We start from the raw sequence: 19,063 nt of genomic DNA on the forward strand, positions 1-19,063 counted from the left end.
GATTGAATAATAGTGTAACCTTTTCATTACTATAATTAAAAAGGAACACCTTGTCGTGTCCCTTTTTCATATTGATTGGATTTAAAAAGTTTTAGCTGGATTGCTGTTTAAATGCCAGTATTTCATCACGGATCTCGCGCCATTCTTCACCCAGATCCAGTTCATCACCAATCTGGATGTTCGGGATGTTGCCGCGCATGCGTTCCAGGCGTTGCTGGTTCGGGAGGGGCAGATCTTCAATTCCTTCCAGTGCGATACATTGTGCCGCACGATCATTACAGACCAGACCCATATCACAACCAGCTTTGAGTGCGGCCTGAATTCGGGCATCGGCACCGCCTGCGACACATGCGGCCTGCATGCTTAAATCATCCGAGAACAAGACGCCGTCAAAGCCCAGCTCCTGACGTAAAACCTTCTGAATCCAGAATTCCGAGAAGCCTGCCGGATTAGGATCAACCTGGCTATAGATGACATGAGCCGGCATTAGCGCATCCAGTTGTGGTTGTAACTGGATAAATGTTTGCATATCTTTTTGCTGAATCTCTGCATAGGAGCGCGTATCAATTGCTGCAGCAACATGCGAGTCTGCTTTAACAGAGCCATGACCGGGGAAATGTTTACCAGTTGAAGCCATACCGGCACGTTTCATACCTTTTAGAAATGCGCTGGCGAGTGGAATAATGTCCTGAATATTTTGGGCAAAGCTACGATCACCGATCACATCACTGATGTCATTCAGGTCCAGTACCGGTGCAAAGCTGAAATCAATTCCGACAGCCAGTACTTCAGTCGCCATCAGCCAGCCGCATTTTTCAGCCAGTTCAAGGGCACGCTGTGGATCGCTCGTATAAAGTTCGCCAAATTTCCCCATGGCAGGCAGCAGGGTAAAGCCTTGTCTTAAACGCTGTACACGACCGCCTTCCTGATCCACTGCAATTAAAATATCAGGACGCACCTGACGCATATGATCGGTCAAAGCACGGACTTGGGCGGGAGATTCGATATTGCGACCAAATAAAATCACTCCACCGACTTGCGGCGCACTTAATAGTTCAATATCTTCTTGAGTGAGGGTTGTGCCTGCGATGTCGAGCATCAATGCGCCAATCATATGCGGAATCCGTTTTAGAGTTTTTCGGAGAAAACAATACCTGAATTCTGCAATGATTTGCTACACTTTGTCAGCACAGAATATGATAAAACTACACGACATAAACATATTAAGTTGTTTAAGATGCTGAATACGTTAAATTCTGGTCGAAAAGCAACACGGTCACATTGGTCTCTAGGCCAAGGAAGTACGAATTATTTATGAAATTTCAAACTATAGCTTGCGCAGTTGCGATTGCGACAGGTGGATTCTTTTTTACCCATGTAGTGAATGATGCGATTGCGGCCAATAGTAATGAAGTGGTCAGTAAAGCAATTCAGCCATCTCAAGAGCAGGCGCTGGTGTCACGTCAGCTGGCAACCCTGGTTGACCGTCAGCACTATTTAAATATGCGTCTGGATGCCCAAACTTCGCAGCGTATTTTTGATTTCTATATTGATAGTCTTGATCCGGAGCACAGTCTGTTTCTGGCTCCAGAAGTTGAAAACTATAAGAAACGCTATGGTGCCAATTTTGGTGCCAATCTGAAAGCCGGCAATTTGTCTGGTCCTTATGAAATGCATGCGCAATATCAACAGCGATTGCACCAGTTCTACACCTACATGTTGAATGAGCTGAAAAAACCGCAGAATCTGAATCAGCCAAATGTTTATATCGAAACGGATCGTGAAAAAGCACCGTTCTTTAAAACTGAAGCTGAACAGCGCGCGCACTGGTCAAAAATGCTGGTGTCTCAGCTGATCAATCTGACCATCAGTAAAGAAGAGGAATTGGCCAAGCAGAAAGCTCTGAAAGCCAATCCGGAATTGGCCAATGGACAAGACCTCACGGGTCCTGAAGATCTGACGCCTGCGCAAACCTTAACCAAGCGTTATACCCGTCAGCTGGAACGTCTCAGCCGCATCAAGAGCGATGATGTGCTTGACAAGACACTGAACGCGATGATGCTGACTTATGATCCGCACAGTAATTACTTCCCGCCTGTCGATGCGATGGAGCTGAATCGCCAGACGACTTTACAGCTTGAAGGCGTCGGCGTATCGATTCGTCCGGAACGTGGTAATGAAGATTACACCAAGATTGAAACCATCGTTGAAGGTGGTCCGGCCAGCAAATCTGGTCAGGTGAAATCAGGTGATCGTATCATTGGTGTGGCCCAAGACGGCGAACAGATGGTCGATGTCATTGGCTGGCCAAGTAATGAAATTGTCGGTCTGATTCGTGGTAAACGTGGCACGAAAGTCACTTTACGCTTACTCGGTGCGGGTGCTGCCATGGGGCAGGCACGTAATGTGACTATTACCCGTGACGTGATTCAGGAAGAAGATGCTGGTGTACGTACACGTGTAGTCGACATTCAACGTGACGGTAAAAAATATCAATATGGTGTGATCGAAATTCCGTCGTTCTACCTGAACTATCGCGCACGCCGTGCCGGTACCGATTATCGTTCGGTGTCTGAAGATACCAACAAAGCCTTGAAAGAGCTGGCAGCGAAGAATGTTGCCGGAATTATTGTCGATTTGCGGAATAACCCGGGCGGTTCACTGGAAGAAGTGGCACGTATGTTGGGGCAGGTAATCAAGTCTGGTCCAGTGGTACAGATCCGTGATGGCAATGGCAATGTCAGCGTCTTTGAGGATGATGATGGCGGCGCACAAACCTATGCAGGTCCACTGGCAGTGATGGTGAATCTTGCCTCTGCATCGGCCAGTGAAATTTACTCTGCTGCGATTCAGGATTATGAACGCGGGATTGTGATTGGCAGTACTACCACCGGTAAAGGTACAGCACAAGTACAATTGGATAGTCTGGCGCATGGTCAGGCGACATTGACGCAGCGTAAATTCTACCGTGTGACCGGTGGCAGTACCCAGAATAAAGGGGTCGTTCCGGACATTAAACTGGTCGATATTTATAACGAGGAGTTTGGTGAGCGTAAGGCCAAAAATGCCCTGCAGTGGGATACTATTCCAACGGCACCATTTAAACGCGAAGGTGCAGTACAGAAATACGTTCCTGAATTGGCTAAACTTTCTCAGCAACGGGTCACACTGGATTCTCAGTTCAAGTATTTAGAACAGCGTAAAGCCGTGATGAAGAAAGCTGAAGAAGAGAAACGTCAGGTACTGGACTTGCAACAGCGTAAAGCTGAGTTGATTGCCATGGAGCAAAAAACGCTGGACGCAGAAAACACTCGTCGTGCTGCAACAGGTCTGAAACCTTATCCAAACTGGGAAAGTTATCAGGCTTCACTGGATGCCTTGATTGAAACACGTGCCAAGATGAAGGCCAAAGAACGTCCGGCTCTGCCTGAAGAAGAAGCGTTTGTGATTGAAGCGGCAAATGTGTTACTGGACTATGCCAAATTACAAGCAAAACCCTAAGTTTTAGCCTCATTGGTCGTTGATAAAAATAGCCTGTTTCGACAGGCTATTTTTTTATTTTGCAAATCTGCACGAAAGAACAAATAAAATTTTGCTATGAAGTACCATCTGTCTAAATAAAAAGAAAAAAATTGTGATGGTGATCGAATAAATGAGCTAAAAAAATGAAGCTAAATATTTGCTTAAATTTGAAACACTTCTAATATATAAGTTGTATTTTATTTTTCTGTTGAGTCTTATTTTTGAGGCAATTCTCAACTTCAAAAGAAAGAAATATAAATTCTAAATTTTAGTTAAGACTGATGTTGTTGCAGACCAATTGGCTTGCATAGATGGTCAGTCTTGAGATTTTACTGAGCTCAAATTTGACCGGGTGAAAATGGAAATATCAGTGCAGAGCATAATAAAAATGATCACCGCTGGGGAACATTTTATATGATTGATATTCAGCATGATATTGGTCTGCTCATCGGGTCCGTTCTTTCTGCATTGGTCGCCTGCTATCTCATCGCACGGATTAAAAAAATTGCTTCAGGCGCTTCACAGCCAAACTTTAAAACCTTCAATTTAATGCTAACCGCCATGCTATTGGGTCTATTCATCTGGTTGATCCATTTTATTGGGCTGACAGCAAGTTTTGTGCTGAATAAATACGAGCTGGATTGGGGGATGCTGCTCCTGTCTGTTCTGGTGATATGCATTGCCTCTATGTTTATCCTCTGGTTAAGTACCAGAAGTACTTGGTCATTTTTCCGATCAGTTCTCGTATTAGGTGTGATCGCACTCGGCATCTTTGGCATGCACTCTATTAGCATGATGGCATTCAATTTTACTGCCGCCCATGTGCAACAGTCACCGGAATTAGTTCAGGCTCATGATCAGCTGTTTCTGGCCGTGGTACTTATGAGCGGATTGTTGTTGGTGACGCTGATGTGTATCGTCGTATCCGAACTGCGTGTGGGATTACGCAACCGTCAGCTTGCATGGGCCAATCAACAAATTGAAAATCAGACCATTCAGGACAATCTGACCAAATTACCTAACCGTTTGTATCTGGCTGAATATGCAAATCTGCTGTTTTCAGGTCAGTCCGAACAGCAGCATGAAATTGCTTTTTTATATATCGATCTGGATCGTTTTAAGGCAGTCAATGATGTGTTTGGCCATCTGGTCGGCGATCAGTTGCTGATTCAATTGACCACGCGGATTCATCTGTTATTAGGCCATCATTCCAAGCTGCTCAGAATCGGTGGGGATGAATTTCTGCTGGTACTGGAAAATACTTCAGTCGCCAAAGCTGCAAAAATGTCAGAACAGATTCTTGAACTGATTCAGGAAAGTTTCCTGATTGAAGGCAAGAGTATTCATATCTCGGGCAGTATTGGCATTGCCATGTATCCCGAACACGGCAAAAATTTACAGGATTTGCTGGTCAATGCCGATGCCGCTATGCTGAGTTCCAAGTATCAGGGACGCAATACCTATTCAGTCTTTAATTACTCTACCGACCAGGATAAAAGTAAAAGCCAGAGCACACTGATTAATGACCTATATAAAGCCGTGGAAGAGCAGCAGTTTGTGCTGTTTTATCAGCCCAAGTTTCGGACTAAGGATCGTAGCTTGTGTGGGGTAGAAGCATTAATCCGCTGGAACCATCCCCACTTTGGGCTGCTCGGTCCGAATCTGTTTATCAATGCAGCTGAAAAAACCGGACTGATTATTCAAATGGGCTATTGGGCATTGGAACTGGCCTGTCAGCAGATTCAAAAATGGCAACGGACACATACTGAATTTTTCCCTATCGCGGTCAATTTGTCTGCGGTACAATTTGAACATAAGCATCTGTTTAGTACTTTAGAAAAGTTATTTGCACAATATAAAATCAGTCCTCAGCATTTAATGATCGAGATTACTGAATCGACTGCCATGCATCATATTGATGTGAGTATGCGCAGCTTTAAGCGTTTAAGACAAATGGGCATCCGTCTAGCCATTGATGATTTTGGTACAGGGCATTCAAGCTTTCTCTATTTAAAGAATTTCGCCGTAGATGAATTAAAAATTGACCGTGAATTTATCAAAAATCTGGCAGTCGGCTCCAAAGAAGAAATGATTCTGGAAAGCATTATTCAGCTGGCCATGAAACTGGGCTTGGTGGTAACCGCCGAAGGTGTTGAAACAGAAGCGCAAGCGGAAATTTTAACCCTGCTCGGTTGTGAACAGTTACAAGGCTTTTTACTGGGCTTGCCGGTAGATGAACAACGACTAGAAAACTTACAATTCCATGAATAGCGCTCTAATTCATTGAGCGTCAGGATAGACAACATGGCTCACGGAACTCCACCCTGAAACTCTGCTACAATATCGCCAATTTTTTTCATATTGATCGAATTTGATCTCGAATGCTGTGTATTGAGCAGTAGGTATATTTCATGAGCTTTAAGCAAGAACTGGCGGCACAAGTCGCCCAGCGACGTACGTTCGCTATTATTTCCCACCCCGATGCCGGTAAAACCACCATGACAGAAAAATTGCTGTTATGGGGTCAGGCCATTCAGGTGGCCGGGATGGTAAAAAGCCGTAAATCTGACCGGGCCGCAACATCGGACTGGATGGAAATGGAAAAAGAGCGTGGCATTTCGATTACTACCTCGGTAATGCAGTTCCCTTTCAAAGACAAGATGATCAATCTTCTGGACACCCCGGGACATGAAGACTTCTCGGAAGATACCTACCGTACCCTAACCGCGGTAGACTCGGCGCTGATGGTGATTGACGGGGCAAAAGGTGTCGAAGACCGAACCATTAAACTAATGGAAGTGTGTCGGATGCGCGATACTCCGATCATTTCATTCGTCAATAAAATGGACCGTGAAATCCGTGAGCCGCTTGAGCTTCTGGATGAAATCGAAAACGTTCTAAAAATTAAATGTGTCCCGATCACCTGGCCACTCGGTACAGGCCGTGATTTTGCCGGTGTATTTAATTTAATCGAAGAAAAATTCTACGTGTATAAAGCCGGTTTCGGTTCAGTGATTACTGAGATCGAAGTGCGTGATGGTTATGACTATCCTGATCTTCGTGAGAAAGTGGGTGAACTGGCTTGGGCAGCATTTGAAGAATCGCTGGAACTGGTACAAATGGCCAATGAGCCTTTAGACCGTGAAGAATTCCTGGCCGGTCGTCAAACGCCTGTGTTGTTCGGTACAGCCCTGGGTAACTTTGGTGTCGACCATGTTTTGGATGCATTCAGTCAATATGCGCCATCTCCTAAAGCCCATCCGACTCAAGATCGTGTTGTAGAAGCAGATGAAGAAGGCTTCACCGGTTTCGTCTTCAAGATTCAGGCCAATATGGATCCGAAACACCGTGACCGTATTGCCTTCATGCGAATCTGTTCAGGAAAGTATGAAAAAGGCTTGAAGATGAAGCATGTACGTCTGGATAAAGATGTGCGTATCAGCGATGCCTTAACTTTCTTGGCTGGCGATCGTCAGCATCTTGAAGAAGCCTGGCCGGGTGATATTATTGGTTTGCATAACCATGGCACCATTCAGATCGGTGATACATTTACCTCGGGTGAGAAACTTCAGTTCACCGGTATTCCTCACTTTGCGCCTGAAATGTTCCGTCGTGTCCGCTTGAAAGATCCACTAAAATCCAAGCAATTGCAAAAAGGTCTGAAAGAGCTTTCTGAAGAAGGGGCAACCCAGGTATTCATGCCACAGAATAACAACGACCTGATCGTGGGTGCGGTGGGTGTGCTACAGTTTGAAGTGGTGGCTTACCGTCTGAAAGAAGAATACAAAGTTGATTGTGTTTACGAACCGGTCAGCATCAACACAGTACGTTGGGTGTCTTGCGATGATGAGAAGAAATTCAACGAATTCAAGAAAAAAGCTCATGACCAGTTGTCTGTCGATGGTGGTGGTCATTTGACATATCTCGCACCAAGCCGCGTGAATTTGCAGCTGATGCAAGAACGTTATCCGGACATCGTGTTCCACAATACGCGTGAACACTAAACTTTAACGTTCCGCAGCTAAAGTTTAAAAATATCAAACAGCTTCTCCGGAAGCTGTTTTATTTTATGCTACATTTAAGCAATTAATAACTCGATAGATATAGCAAAGAGAATGAAGCTCAGCAAGGAAGTCGTCCTCGGTTCTGTGATTGGTTTAAGTCTTGTCCTGAGTGGCTGTGATCAAAGCGAAAAAGAGCCTGTTAATACTCCGGAAAATGAGCAAATCACCGCAGCTCAGCAGACCGCAGATGTTTTGCCTTATCTGAATATTCAAGAGCAGCCGGCCAAGATTGCCTTGCCATTTTGTGAAAATAAAAACTGTATCAATCTGGATATTCAGACCTTGCATACGGTTGATCCATGGATGAACCAATGGATTGAAAAGCAGCAGGCCAAAGTGATTCAGGATCAAATCGGCTTGAAACAGGACATGAATTTACAGCAGGCGATCAATGCCTATGTAAAAAAATCGGATGCCTGGCAGGCGCAGCTTAATCTGAACAAGGCTTATGAGTTATCGCTATATACCCGTATTCCTTACCAACGCAATCAATATGTATTGATGCAGATTGGGGTCGATACCAAACAGGAAAATGTCAGCGTGCATGAGCGCTATTATTTTTTTGTGGCTGATCGTCGCCAGCAGAAAATGCTAACCCCACTGGATATTGTCGATCCTAAGCAACAGTTAGTAATGGATCAGATTATTCAGCAAGCCTATGATACATGGCTCAAAGAAAACGATCAGCAAGTTCAGCAGAAAGCGCCGAAAAAACTGTATTGGGGACAGGCTGACTGGTTCTTTGATCAGGAAGGCATTGGGCTGCATTTTCGCAGCCATGAAATTAGCAAAGATGCCAAACAACTGGATATTTATTTAACAAAACAACAAACACAACAGGTCTTGAAAGCTGATATCTATCAGCATATGTTTTAAAGCTCATGATCCTGCAAGCGTACAGGTTCCAAAAAGGTGAATGAATGCCAAAATACAAGAATATCTTTTGTCTATCCATACTGGCGTCAGCGATCTTGCTGAGTGCCTGTCAGCCGAAGAGTAATGAGCCGGAAGAATCAAGTGCTTCCGAGGTGCTACAAGCCGAAGCTGAAGCACTTAAACTCAGCGGCGATACCGAAAAGCTCAAGCTGGCGATTCCAGAATGTGAAGACAAAAGCTGTCCGGAAATTTCGATCGAACGTCTGAACAGTAATCAGAGCTTTATTGATGAATGGATCGACCAGCAGATTCTGCAACAGTTGAAAAGTATCCTGTCTGTGGATGCGATTGAACCGGCAAAAGTGAGCGCTGCCAGCGAAGCAGACGTTGCCGCCTCTGAACCTAAAGCGGCTTTGGCCACAGTGACCACACCGAAACAGCAGCTTGAACAGCAAACCCAGCCTTATATGCAGACTTTCTTGAATCTGGATAAGGAGCTTAAGGCCCTGAGTGCCAGTCATAGTATTAGCCTGATGATTAAGCCCAAGATTCTGACTTCAGGAGATCCATTGGCGACCGTGGTTCTGAACAGTAGTTACTATTTGGGAGGCGCACACGGCGCATCTGCACAGACTTATTATAATTTTGATCTGGAGCAGAAAAAACTGGTTAAGCTGGATGACATTATTGCGGCCAAACAGAAAGCCCAACTGGAAGCGCGTGCTTATGATGCGTTTAAAAACTGGGTGGTAGAATCCAAGCTGGCCAAAGATGTGGCGGAATATGAACAGGCCTGGAAGTTCAAACTCACCGATAATTTCTATCTGGCTCAACAAGGTCTGGTCTTGCAATATGCCGAATATGAAATTGGGCCATATGTGGTTGGCTTGCCACGTTTAATGATTCCTTATGAGCAGCTACAAGGTGTACTGAAACCTGAATATCTGCCTAAAACTGAAAAAGCTGCCTCTGAGGCACAGCCAGCATCTGCTGCAAAAGCCAAATGACCTTAAAACTGTTTGATACGCATACCCATTTTGATGTTCCCGATTTTGATCCTGATCGGGAACAGTTGGCGTATGCGGCCAAAGCGGCAGGTGTCGAGCATCTGGTTCTAATTGGTTTTTTACAAAACCGTTTTGCTGATCTGTTAGGAACTCACGACTTTATCAATGACCTGGAAAATGCACCGCAAAGTCATTTAGCACCGGGCTTGCATCCATTTTATATTGAACAGCATCAGACTGATCATTTACAGGAGCTGGAACAGCTGCTTAAAAATGAGCACTGTATTGCCATTGGTGAAATCGGACTGGATACCTTTTTTAAACAGCACAAACAGGCTGAAATTTTCCAGAAACAAAAAGATTTTTTTGCTGCACAGCTTGAACTGGCACAGCAATTCGATAAGCCGGTTTTGCTGCATATCCGTAAGTCACATGCGGAGGTTTTGCAGATTTTAAAACAGCAGCAGTTTAAACAGGGCGGCATTGCGCATGCCTTTGGTGGTGGGGTTGAGGAAGCCAAAGCCTTTATCAAACTGGGATTCAAACTGGGCATCACCGGGCAAATCACCAATCCAAATGCCAAAAAACTGCATCAAGTGGTGCAGTATGTCGGACCGGAACATCTGGTAGTAGAAACTGACTGTCCGGATATGACACCACTCTGTTGTCAAAGCTCGACCGAGCAACGTACCCGAAATACCCCTGCAAATTTACCTTATGTGCTGCAAGGACTGGCAAAGAGCCTGCATATGCACAAAGAGGAACTGGCTGAACAGCTCTGGCAAAATACTCATCAGGCCCTGCATCTGGCCATTTAAGTTAACGCTCTTAACTCGGTCTTAAATTCCCAGTTCATCATAAATAGAAAAAAAGGTGCATTATGCAATTTCTAAAATGCTCCAGACTTGGCATCATGCCATATACATTTTTTTAGGTGAGATTCACATGGCACAAGGACTTTTGGCGGGTAAGCGCTTCTTGATCGCGGGCATTGCGAGTAAATTATCGATTGCTTTTGGTATTGCTCAAGCATTGCATCGTGAAGGTGCTGAATTGGCTTTTACTTATCCAAATGAAAAGCTGAAAAAGCGGGTAGATGACTTTGCTGAACAGTTTGGTTCGAAACTGGTTTTTCCTTGTGATGTGGCAGTCGATGCTGAAATTGACCATGCATTCGCTGAACTGGCTAAACACTGGGATGGTCTGGACGGCGTGGTGCATTCTATCGGTTTTGCACCGGCACATACGCTGGACGGTGACTTCACCGAGATCACGGATCGTGAAGGCTTTAATATTGCGCATGACATCAGTGCCTATAGCTTTATCGCAATGGCACGCGCGGCAAAACCTTTGCTACAAGTCCGTCAAGGTTGTTTGCTAACATTAACCTACCAAGGTTCTGAGCGTGTAATGCCAAACTATAACGTGATGGGTATGGCCAAAGCCTCTTTAGAAGCTGGCGTACGTTATTTGGCGTCTAGCTTGGGTCAGGAAGGTATTCGCGTGAATGCGATCTCTGCGGGTCCAATCCGTACTTTGGCAGCTTCCGGTATTAAATCATTCCGTAAAATGCTTGACCTGAATGAGAAAGTTGCACCATTAAAACGTAATGTGACAATTGAAGATGTCGGTAATGCCGCATTATTCCTGTGCTCGCCATGGGCTAACGGAATCACTGGTGAAATCCTGTATGTTGATGCCGGCTTTAACACTGTTGGGATGAGCGCTGATTTGATGGCGGATGCAGAGTAAAACCCTACTTTTCACCTTCTTCCTTTGGGAGAAGGCCGGGATGAGGGGATTTTTATTTACCTCTCCCCCTTGCGAAACAGCGTTTCTCATCTTCTGTGAGGAGAGGGAAGTTACCAATAAAAAAGACCGCATAAGCGGTCTTTTTTAGATTTGAAGGACAGCGATTAAGCTTGACCATCCACAGCGGCGGTTTGCGCACGTTGCATATTGGCTTCAAATTCAGCATCGAAGTTGATTGGAGTCAATAGCAATTGTGGGAAGCTACCTTTAGTCACCATATCATTCACTGCTTCACGTAGGAACGGGAACAGGATGTTCGGGCAGTATGCGCCTAGGATGTATGGAAGACGCTCTTCTTCAACGCCATCCACCAGGAAAATACCAGCTTGAGTGACATCAACGATAAACGCGGTATCACCTTCGTTGGTCGCTTGAACCACGACTTTCAAAGCTACTTCAAAATGAGTTTCATCAATTTTTTCTGCAGAAGAAGAAAGATTGATGTTTAACTCAGGTTGCCATTGCTTGGTAAAAACTTGCGCCCCAGGAACTTCAAAAGAAATATCTTTGGTATAAATACGCTCTAATGCCAATTGTGGTTGAGCTTGTTGTTCTTCACTCATTTTTTGATCCTTAATATGAAGTGATAATTTTAGTAAGGTTAAGCCAGCAATTCATCAAGTTTGCCTTCACGCTCTAAAGCATAAAGCTGGTCAAAACCGCCGATGAACTGATCATTAATAAAAATTTGTGGCACGGTACGGTGATTGGTACGCTGCATCAATTCAAGACGTACTTCAGGCGCTTCTTGAGACAAGTTAATCTCTTTATATGCCACACCCTTACGTTCCAGTAGCTGTTTTGCACGCACGCAATAAGGACACACTGTCGTCGAGTAAATAGTAACTTCAGCCATGATCAATCTCCTGTTCGTGGATTATTTGCTTTTCACCAAAGGTAAACCTTGAGCTTTCCAGTTGCTGACGCCGCCATCAAGACGGTAGGCATCGGCATGACCAACCTGCTGTAATGCAGCACCAGCCACCTGTCCAAGGTTACAAATGAACACCAAAGGGCGATCAGATGCTTTCAGCTCTTCAACATGTTTTGTAATCTGGCTATATGGAATATTACGGCTGCCGCTGATATGACCTTCACGGAAGTCTTTGGCATCACGTAAATCAATCAGCATGGCATTTTTTGCTTTGACTAAAATTCCCAGCGATTGCGGAGAAATTTTGCGACCGTTACGTTGACCTTCGATAATGAAGAACAAAACCACTAATACCGCGAGTGTTCCAAATAAGAAGGGGTGATTCCCCATAAACTCGAACCAACGTTCCACAATTCACCTAATTACAATTTTAAAATTGCCAAGAGTATAGCTCATAAATATGGTGATCAAAATCACCGCTTCAAGGGCCAAGGGTTAAGAAAATTAATTTTTTTGCTGTGCTTCAGTGATTTCGTCGATTAAACGTAAATAGCTGTCCAGTCGGCGCGGTAAAATTTCACCTGCGGCAGCAGCCTGACGCAAAGCACATTGTTTTTCATGCTTATGGGTACAGTTACGGAACTGACAATGGCCGAGCAGGTTTTCAATTTCAGGAAAGCCGCTTTGTACCTTATCTAAAGTCAGATGCCACAGGCCAAATTCACGAATTCCCGGAGAGTCAATCAGGGCGGCACCTTGACCAAAACCGATCAAGCGCGTTGATGTCGTAGTGTGCTGACCAAGTGCCGAGTTTTCCGAAATAATATTGGTTTTCTGTGCGGCATCCGGCACGATCGCATTAATCAGCGTGCTTTTACCCACACCAGATTGACCGACGAAAGCCACCGTTTCATTTTCCAGACGATTAGACAGTGCAGTCAGGTCGCCATCGGATTGGGTCTGCATCACTTCATAACCGAGATCTTGATATTCTTGCAGCAGAGTCAGAATCGGATCGTTTTCTTTTAACAAATCGGCTTTATTCATCACCAGCAATGCAGGAATATCGGCATCGGCACAGGCCACCAGATAACGGTCGATCAGGCCCGGCGCTGGCTCAGGCAATGGTGCAAACACGATCACAATCAGTGAAATGTTGGCCGCTACCGGTTTAACCTTGTGATAGCGGTCGGGGCGTGTCAATAAGGATTTTCGGGGATGAATCGCGGTGATAATTCCTAAACCGGTATTCGGATCGGCTTGCCATTTGACCCGGTCACCCGTGACCAATAAATCCAGATTGGTTCGAGTATGACAGCGCCAGACGCTGTCCAGTTCAATCTCTTTCCAGAAAGGTTCAGGCTCACCATCGGCGACCACAGGTTTTTCAGGGTGAATGTCAGGGCGAGACAAAGCTTGCACTTCAAGTTGGCGGCCATAATGTTGCACCACTAAACCTTCAAGATCACTGGAGGTATCGAGATCTTCTTGACGTGTTTTCTGTTGTTTCTGAATGCGGCGCTGTTGTTGCTCTGTCAGACGACGCTTACGTATTAAGGCCATTCATATCCTAAAAAAACCGTGTAAATCAGATGGCAAAAATAGCATGAAGCAGCCCCCGAATGACACCCAAGATGTAATTAATTTGCTACTATAGTTGTTTTTAAACCCAATAAGATTGCACATTTATGAGCAGCACCGCTGATACCCGCCTGATTTGGATTGACCTTGAAATGACAGGTCTAGACACAGACAATGATCAAATTATTGAAATTGCAACAATTGTAACCGATGACAATTTGAATATTTTGGCAGAAGGTCCTGTGCTTGCGGTACATCAGCCTGCACGTCTGTTAAATGCCATGGATGAGTGGAACACTCGCCAGCATGGCCAGTCTGGTCTGATTGAACGTGTACGTCGCAGTAAACTGACCGCTCAGGATGCCGAACAGCAAACTATTGAATTCCTGAAAAAATGGGTCAATCCAAAATCTTCACCGATGTGTGGTAACTCGATCTGTCAGGATCGCCGTTTCTTGCACCGCCTGATGCCTGAACTGGAGCAGTATTTCCATTACCGTAATCTGGATGTATCTTCAGTGAAAGAACTGGCCAAACGCTGGCGCCCGGAAATCATGAGCGGTCTCAAGAAAAATGCCTCGCATCTGGCGATGGATGACATTCGTGATTCGATTGCGGAATTGAAATACTATCGTGAATATTTTTTCATCATGAATAAAGATTAATTCCGATAGATGAAAAAGAGGCGAAAGCCTCTTTTTTATTTTACTGAACTGGATTTTTTCTAGTGTAAAACTGCTCCATGCTTTCAAAGCCTACCCACAAGAGTAATAACACAATCAGATGATTCTGTGTTTCATAACGATCGAAAATAACTAAGCCAAATAATCCTAAAGTCATTAAACGAATGAGAATGCTGAGATAATAATTTTTGTTCTTTTGGCTGATCAGAACATAAAAATAAAGCCCGATACAAACAATGTTCAAACCCAAAAGGGTGTTAAATAGCATGACATTCCACTCCTTTTGGCCAAATGACATAGAATTAATTTGTTGATATTTTAATCAATCGCGAGTCGGTTGTCGCTCTCATCCAATCTGAATGTCATTTAAATCGATCAAAAATTTAGTGGCGGTAAAGAAAAGCGGATTTTGCTAAAATGATCCGGTATTTTTATTGCTATAGATGACCTATGACTGACCTGCTTCAAGATGATGAATATGACCGCCGTTTTGCTGGTGTTGCCAAAATTTATGGAGAAGACAGCTTTAACCATTATGAAAAAAGTCATGTGATGGTGATTGGCATCGGTGGTGTCGGTTCATGGGCAGTAGAAGCTCTGGCACGTAGCGGAATTGGCGAACTGACCTTGGTCGATATGGATGTGGTGGCGGCATCAAATATCAACCGCCAGTTACCTGCCATGAGTACCACCTTGGGTCATGAAAAAATTGAAGTTATGGCCGAGCGGTGTCGTGCAATTAATCCACGGATTAAAATCAATCTAATTGATGATTATCTGACGCCTGAGAATATCAAAGAAATTTTAGCTCCGACACCGGATCTGATTTTAGATTGCATCGATGATGTCAAAGCCAAATTTGCCCTGATGCTACATTGTCGCTTTAACAAGATTCCTTTAATTGTATCGGGCGGGGCAGGTGGCAAACTGGATCCACTGAAAATTCGTGTTGCAGATTTATCTAAAACCGAACAGGACCCGATGCTGGCCAAATTACGTGTCCAGTTACGTGCTAAAGGCATCTGTAAAAAGCCCAAAGAAAAATTCGGTATTACCTGTGTCTATTCCATCGATAATCCATTTTCGAGTGCCGATGTCTGCGCCAGTGCCGGCTTACGCTGTGGTGGTTATGGCTCTGCCGTGGTGGTGACTTCAAGCTTTGCCATGGTCGCCGTGGCAGAAGGCTTGAAAAAGCTCGATAGTAAAAGAGCAAAAGCCTGATTTAAAAATAAAAAGCACAATCTATGTGCTTTTTTTAAACTGGCGTTTAGAATGAAAGGATTCATTTGCAGAACAAAAATAATGTTTTGGAGCAGCTATGTGGTTCTTGCTGGTACTGATTTTGGGGATAGGGGCGTTGGCGATCTGGATGTGGAAACGTCCGGATCCGGTGAAACGTGATCAGGCGAAGGCTGTACAACATGATTTATGGATTGAGCAGATTGATGCTCAACTGAAACACGCAGCACGTTTGAGTTCAGATCCGGAATATCCGAATTATGAACGTGTCTATCAGATTTATCAGGGGCTGGCCCAGCAACAGGAAATCCCACAAGCCTATGTAGGCATGGGTCTGATGCATCTGCAAGGTCTGGGACATGAGCAAAATACTGAAAAAGCCATTAGCTACCTAGACAAAGCCTTTCGCTTGGGCAGTGATGAAGCGGCTTATCATTTGGGGCAGATTCATGAAGGGGAGGCGTATCAACAGGCTGACCCGGAAAAAGCCCTGTACTGGTACCGACATGCCGTAGCACGTGGCAATCTGGATGCCCAGTATCGCATCACTGAACTTTCTTCTACCGAAGGCCAGCCTCAAAACGAGATGACTGCAGAAAAACAGCGTCTGGCATTATTAATTCAAAATGCCGGGCAGGGTCATGCCAATTCGCAGTATCAGTTGGCTCAGTATTATTTGGCAGATTCAACAACCCAAGATTTAGTGCAAGGAATTCATTATCTGTTTCTGGCGGCACAACAAGATCATTTGGCCGCTAATCAGCAGATCGCCGATGATTATGGGCATGGACAGATTCTCCCCCAAGACCTGATGCAATCGCTGCAATTTATTAAACGCTGTATCAGTCTCGGTGACCAGAAAGGTCTCTATGATTATTATGCCGGTGTGTTACAAGGCCGTATCGATACCGACCAGCGTCAACGCGTGTTCCAGCATTTATTGCAGCAGTCCAAAGAGCATGCCGATGCACAAGCCAAGACTTTAATCGGGCTGGCTTATTTTCATGGCTGGTATGTTGATAAAAATGAAACCATGGCATTTCGTTACTGGTCGGAAGCGGCCAACAGTCAGCATGCGCCTGCATTATGCATGATTGCTGCGCTGTATTTTGAGCAGCACCTGGTGGCCAACGAACCGCAAAAAGCATTTGAGTTATATCAGGCTGCCTATCAGCTTAGTCCTGATGATGTGTCTGCACAGATGGGGCTAGCGCTGTGTTATTTAAATGGTGTCGGTACAGTAAAAGACATTGCCAAAGCCACACAAATGATTCAGAGCGCGGCACAGCAGTATTGGCTGATTGAAGCTCAATCTGAAGCGGATTTAATTTATAGCGTCGGCCGGTTTTATAGTCTAGCTGAATATCCTTTACCGACACGTGACAAAGCTATCCAGTATCTGAATCAGGCGGTTGCGAAAGGTTCGAAAGAGGCGGCATGGTTCCTGTACCAAGCTCTGTCAGGCATTTATCCTGTCTTTGTGAACAATTTAGAGCTAGCAAATCGTTATCTGCATCAGGCTGCGCAATTGGGTCATGCCCAAGCACAGGCAGAATTGGGCTTGAAATATCTTAAAGGCCAACAGATTGCGCAGGATATTGCCTTAGGCTTGAGCTATCTGCAAAAAGCAGCCGCTCAGCAGAATGGTGTAGCACTGAATGCTCTGGGTGAAGCATATGAACAGGGTCAAGGTGTTGAGAGCAATATTGAGCAAGCCGTACAGTATTATCAGCAGGCGGCAGCGCAGGTAAATGCGGATGCTTATAGCCATCTTGGACGTTTATATACCAAGGGAATTGGCGTGGAGCGTGATATCAGAATCGCACGGGACTGGCTGGAAAAAGGCAGTTTACTCGGACATGAGCGATCCACTGAATTATTGAAAAATGTGAATGCGTATTTGCAAATGAAATAAACTGACTCAAATCATATGAGCTAAAAACCGCTGTCTGACAGCGGTTTTTTTATGGATCAAGCTTTGTTAAGGTAATTGTTTAATCGGGCTACCACCCAATGCCTGCATCAAGGTGACATAAGCATTGTACTGGTTCTGTCTGGTTTGCACCAAAGACAGCCGCGCATTGCGCGTAGTTTCCTGTGCATCCAGCAGGTTTTTCAAGGCCACTGCACCATTACGATAACGCACTTCAGTCAAGCGTTCAGTTCTTTCTGTCAGCTCAACATTGCGTTGCTGTAATGCAACCTGCTTAGTGAGCTCAGTACGATTCGACAAGGCATTTTCCACATCGGCAAAGGCTTCGTACATGGTCTGGCGATACTGGATAATGGCTTTTTCATATTCCAGCTCATTGACTTGCAGATCACGTTTCATGTCATTCCATTGCAGGAAAGGCAAGGTCAGACCTGCACCTAAAGTTGCAACCGGATTTTTCAGTGCATTCGAGAGGGACGTACTGCTGCCAATACCGGTGGTCAGATTGCCGGTCAAACTAATGGATGGATAGTAGCTGGCTTTGTTGGCATCTTTATTGGCCAGTGCCTTACGCAAGCGCAGTTCAGTCGCTCGAAGATCAGGACGACGTGACAATAAACTCGCCGGTAAGTCAGCCTGAATACTCGGCAATTGAATATTCGGTAAACGGCTTGGCTCTTGAATCGCGAGCTGTTGAACCGGCATGTGCAGCAATACCGCGAGTCCGGTACGTGTTTCCACACGTTGTTGTTCAATCTGGCTTAAGGTTGCCTGTTGGCTTTGAATCGCCTGTTCCGCCTGGGTTAAATCCAGACCGGATACTGCGCCGGCACGATATTGCACTCGCACCAGATCATAGGTTTTTTGCGCGGTCGCCAGATTTTGCTGTACCACGCTATAACGTTCATTCAGATAAGCCAGTTGCCAATAGAGTTGCGCTGTGGTGCCGATCAGGCTCTGAGCAGTTGCCTGCAAGTCTTCTTCAGAGGCTAAGGCCTCCCAGCGAGCGGCTTCGGTTTGATTGGCCAGTTTGCCAAACAGATCCAGTTCATAGCTTAAGCCCGGATAACCCAGTGAAAGACCCGTCGAAGAATCGCCGCCACCATCTAGGCTAAAACGATGGCCCGTTGAAATTCTTGCATCACCGACGCGAACGCCTTGCTGACTTTGAGCTTGTCTGGCTTGAATACGGGCCTGTTGTAAACTGATGCCGGCCACTGCCAGATCGGTATTCTGCGCCAATACTTCATTCACCAAATTATTTAATTGCGGATCTTTAAATAAAGTCCACCATTGATCTGCCAAAATATCAGCATGAATCTGCTGACTAAGCACCTTATTGTTTTGAAAGCTACCCGGCATATTGATCGCAGGCTGTTCATAGGGGGTTTTCACCACTGCGGCACAACCGACCAGCGAGCTTCCCAGCAACAGGGCACTGGCAAGCTTGGTTAAATTCATTTGCATATCAG

Annotated in this window: 17 protein-coding genes; 10 read left to right on the forward strand and 7 right to left on the reverse strand. The window is 45.1% G+C overall.

Going from position 1 to position 19,063, the window contains the following annotated elements:
- Window positions 1-91 precede the first annotated feature (91 nt).
- Window positions 92-1,114: a beta-N-acetylhexosaminidase gene (gene nagZ, locus HGD77_RS02675; protein WP_138743103.1), complete on the reverse strand. Its 1,023-nt coding sequence runs from the start codon at window positions 1,112-1,114 to the stop codon at window positions 92-94.
- Between the two features lie 200 nt (window positions 1,115-1,314).
- On the opposite strand from nagZ, the gene HGD77_RS02680 reads away from it, so the two are divergent.
- From HGD77_RS02680 to HGD77_RS02710, 7 genes are all read left to right on the forward strand, one after another.
- Window positions 1,315-3,501, forward strand: a complete 2,187-nt coding sequence (locus HGD77_RS02680) for a carboxy terminal-processing peptidase (RefSeq protein WP_114542262.1) — start codon at window positions 1,315-1,317, stop codon at window positions 3,499-3,501.
- Between the two features lie 435 nt (window positions 3,502-3,936).
- The gene (locus HGD77_RS02685; protein ID WP_138743102.1) at window positions 3,937-5,793 is read left to right on the forward strand and encodes a putative bifunctional diguanylate cyclase/phosphodiesterase; all 1,857 of its coding nucleotides are present in this window, start codon (window positions 3,937-3,939) and stop codon (window positions 5,791-5,793) included.
- Between the two features lie 140 nt (window positions 5,794-5,933).
- Window positions 5,934-7,526: a peptide chain release factor 3 gene (locus HGD77_RS02690; RefSeq protein WP_004647433.1), complete on the forward strand. Its 1,593-nt coding sequence runs from the start codon at window positions 5,934-5,936 to the stop codon at window positions 7,524-7,526.
- Between the two features lie 111 nt (window positions 7,527-7,637).
- Window positions 7,638-8,462: a hypothetical protein gene (locus HGD77_RS02695; protein WP_138743101.1), complete on the forward strand. Its 825-nt coding sequence runs from the start codon at window positions 7,638-7,640 to the stop codon at window positions 8,460-8,462.
- Between the two features lie 44 nt (window positions 8,463-8,506).
- Window positions 8,507-9,469, forward strand: coding sequence for an RsiV family protein (locus HGD77_RS02700; RefSeq protein ID WP_138743100.1), 963 nt, complete (start codon window positions 8,507-8,509; stop codon window positions 9,467-9,469).
- Window positions 9,466-10,287 (forward strand): TatD family hydrolase, encoded by an 822-nt coding sequence (locus tag HGD77_RS02705; protein ID WP_138743099.1) that lies wholly within the window; start codon window positions 9,466-9,468, stop codon window positions 10,285-10,287. Before HGD77_RS02700 ends, HGD77_RS02705 begins: the two co-directional genes overlap by 4 nt.
- 127 nt (window positions 10,288-10,414) lie before the next feature.
- Window positions 10,415-11,221: an enoyl-ACP reductase gene (locus tag HGD77_RS02710; protein WP_004647438.1), complete on the forward strand. Its 807-nt coding sequence runs from the start codon at window positions 10,415-10,417 to the stop codon at window positions 11,219-11,221.
- 164 nt (window positions 11,222-11,385) lie between these two features.
- On the opposite strand, the gene secB is transcribed toward HGD77_RS02710, so the two are convergent.
- The 4 genes from secB to rsgA form a co-directional block, all read right to left on the reverse strand.
- The gene (gene secB / locus HGD77_RS02715; protein WP_004278389.1) at window positions 11,386-11,844 is read right to left on the reverse strand and encodes a protein-export chaperone SecB; all 459 of its coding nucleotides are present in this window, start codon (window positions 11,842-11,844) and stop codon (window positions 11,386-11,388) included.
- A 38-nt stretch (window positions 11,845-11,882) separates the two neighbouring features.
- Window positions 11,883-12,137: a glutaredoxin 3 gene (gene grxC / locus HGD77_RS02720; protein WP_004278388.1), complete on the reverse strand. Its 255-nt coding sequence runs from the start codon at window positions 12,135-12,137 to the stop codon at window positions 11,883-11,885.
- 21 nt (window positions 12,138-12,158) lie between these two features.
- Window positions 12,159-12,566, reverse strand: coding sequence for a rhodanese-like domain-containing protein (locus tag HGD77_RS02725; protein ID WP_138743098.1), 408 nt, complete (start codon window positions 12,564-12,566; stop codon window positions 12,159-12,161).
- Between the two features lie 93 nt (window positions 12,567-12,659).
- Entirely contained in the window at window positions 12,660-13,718 is a 1,059-nt protein-coding gene (gene rsgA / locus HGD77_RS02730) for a ribosome small subunit-dependent GTPase A (RefSeq protein WP_168730659.1), read from the reverse strand.
- 125 nt (window positions 13,719-13,843) lie between these two features.
- Here rsgA and orn point away from each other — a divergent pair, with 125 nt between their 5' ends.
- Window positions 13,844-14,401, forward strand: a complete 558-nt coding sequence (gene orn, locus HGD77_RS02735; protein WP_005107901.1) for an oligoribonuclease — start codon at window positions 13,844-13,846, stop codon at window positions 14,399-14,401.
- 40 nt (window positions 14,402-14,441) lie between these two features.
- On the opposite strand, the gene HGD77_RS02740 is transcribed toward orn, so the two are convergent.
- On the reverse strand, window positions 14,442-14,687 hold the full coding sequence (locus HGD77_RS02740) for a hypothetical protein (protein WP_005107898.1): 246 nt from the start codon (window positions 14,685-14,687) through the stop codon (window positions 14,442-14,444).
- A 182-nt stretch (window positions 14,688-14,869) separates the two neighbouring features.
- Between HGD77_RS02740 and HGD77_RS02745 the strand changes: the two genes are divergently transcribed.
- Both HGD77_RS02745 and HGD77_RS02750 read left to right on the forward strand, forming a co-directional pair.
- The gene (locus HGD77_RS02745) at window positions 14,870-15,640 is read left to right on the forward strand and encodes a ThiF family adenylyltransferase (protein WP_129716334.1); all 771 of its coding nucleotides are present in this window, start codon (window positions 14,870-14,872) and stop codon (window positions 15,638-15,640) included.
- A gap of 97 nt (window positions 15,641-15,737) precedes the next feature.
- A complete protein-coding gene (locus HGD77_RS02750) occupies window positions 15,738-17,573 on the forward strand; it encodes a tetratricopeptide repeat protein (protein WP_138743097.1) in 1,836 nt (611 codons plus the stop codon).
- Window positions 17,574-17,639: 66 nt separating this feature from the next.
- Here HGD77_RS02750 and HGD77_RS02755 read toward each other — a convergent pair whose 3' ends face one another.
- The gene (locus HGD77_RS02755; protein WP_114542004.1) at window positions 17,640-19,058 is read right to left on the reverse strand and encodes an efflux transporter outer membrane subunit; all 1,419 of its coding nucleotides are present in this window, start codon (window positions 19,056-19,058) and stop codon (window positions 17,640-17,642) included.
- Window positions 19,059-19,063: the final 5 nt, after the last annotated feature.

This window comes from Acinetobacter sp. NEB149 (assembly GCF_012516415.1).
Classification (GTDB): Bacteria; Pseudomonadota; Gammaproteobacteria; order Pseudomonadales; family Moraxellaceae; genus Acinetobacter; species Acinetobacter lwoffii_V.

Excerpts from the sequence above, each read along its gene's own strand:
- HGD77_RS02745 (WP_129716334.1), top strand. The coding sequence starts at position 14,870 with ATGACTGACCTGCTTCAAGATGATGAATATGACCGCCGTTTTGCTGGT.
- HGD77_RS02700 (WP_138743100.1), top strand. The coding sequence starts at position 8,507 with ATGCCAAAATACAAGAATATCTTTTGTCTATCCATACTGGCGTCAGCG.
- nagZ (WP_138743103.1), bottom strand. The coding sequence starts at position 1,114 with ATGATTGGCGCATTGATGCTCGACATCGCAGGCACAACCCTCACTCAA.
- rsgA (WP_168730659.1), bottom strand. The coding sequence starts at position 13,718 with ATGGCCTTAATACGTAAGCGTCGTCTGACAGAGCAACAACAGCGCCGC.
- orn (WP_005107901.1), top strand. The coding sequence starts at position 13,844 with ATGAGCAGCACCGCTGATACCCGCCTGATTTGGATTGACCTTGAAATG.
- HGD77_RS02690 (WP_004647433.1), top strand. The coding sequence starts at position 5,934 with ATGAGCTTTAAGCAAGAACTGGCGGCACAAGTCGCCCAGCGACGTACG.
- HGD77_RS02740 (WP_005107898.1), bottom strand. The coding sequence starts at position 14,687 with ATGCTATTTAACACCCTTTTGGGTTTGAACATTGTTTGTATCGGGCTT.
- HGD77_RS02680 (WP_114542262.1), top strand. The coding sequence starts at position 1,315 with ATGAAATTTCAAACTATAGCTTGCGCAGTTGCGATTGCGACAGGTGGA.
- HGD77_RS02695 (WP_138743101.1), top strand. The coding sequence starts at position 7,638 with ATGAAGCTCAGCAAGGAAGTCGTCCTCGGTTCTGTGATTGGTTTAAGT.
- HGD77_RS02710 (WP_004647438.1), top strand. The coding sequence starts at position 10,415 with ATGGCACAAGGACTTTTGGCGGGTAAGCGCTTCTTGATCGCGGGCATT.
- secB (WP_004278389.1), bottom strand. The coding sequence starts at position 11,844 with ATGAGTGAAGAACAACAAGCTCAACCACAATTGGCATTAGAGCGTATT.
- HGD77_RS02750 (WP_138743097.1), top strand. The coding sequence starts at position 15,738 with ATGTGGTTCTTGCTGGTACTGATTTTGGGGATAGGGGCGTTGGCGATC.
- grxC (WP_004278388.1), bottom strand. The coding sequence starts at position 12,137 with ATGGCTGAAGTTACTATTTACTCGACGACAGTGTGTCCTTATTGCGTG.
- HGD77_RS02705 (WP_138743099.1), top strand. The coding sequence starts at position 9,466 with ATGACCTTAAAACTGTTTGATACGCATACCCATTTTGATGTTCCCGAT.
- HGD77_RS02685 (WP_138743102.1), top strand. The coding sequence starts at position 3,937 with ATGATTGATATTCAGCATGATATTGGTCTGCTCATCGGGTCCGTTCTT.
- HGD77_RS02755 (WP_114542004.1), bottom strand. The coding sequence starts at position 19,058 with ATGCAAATGAATTTAACCAAGCTTGCCAGTGCCCTGTTGCTGGGAAGC.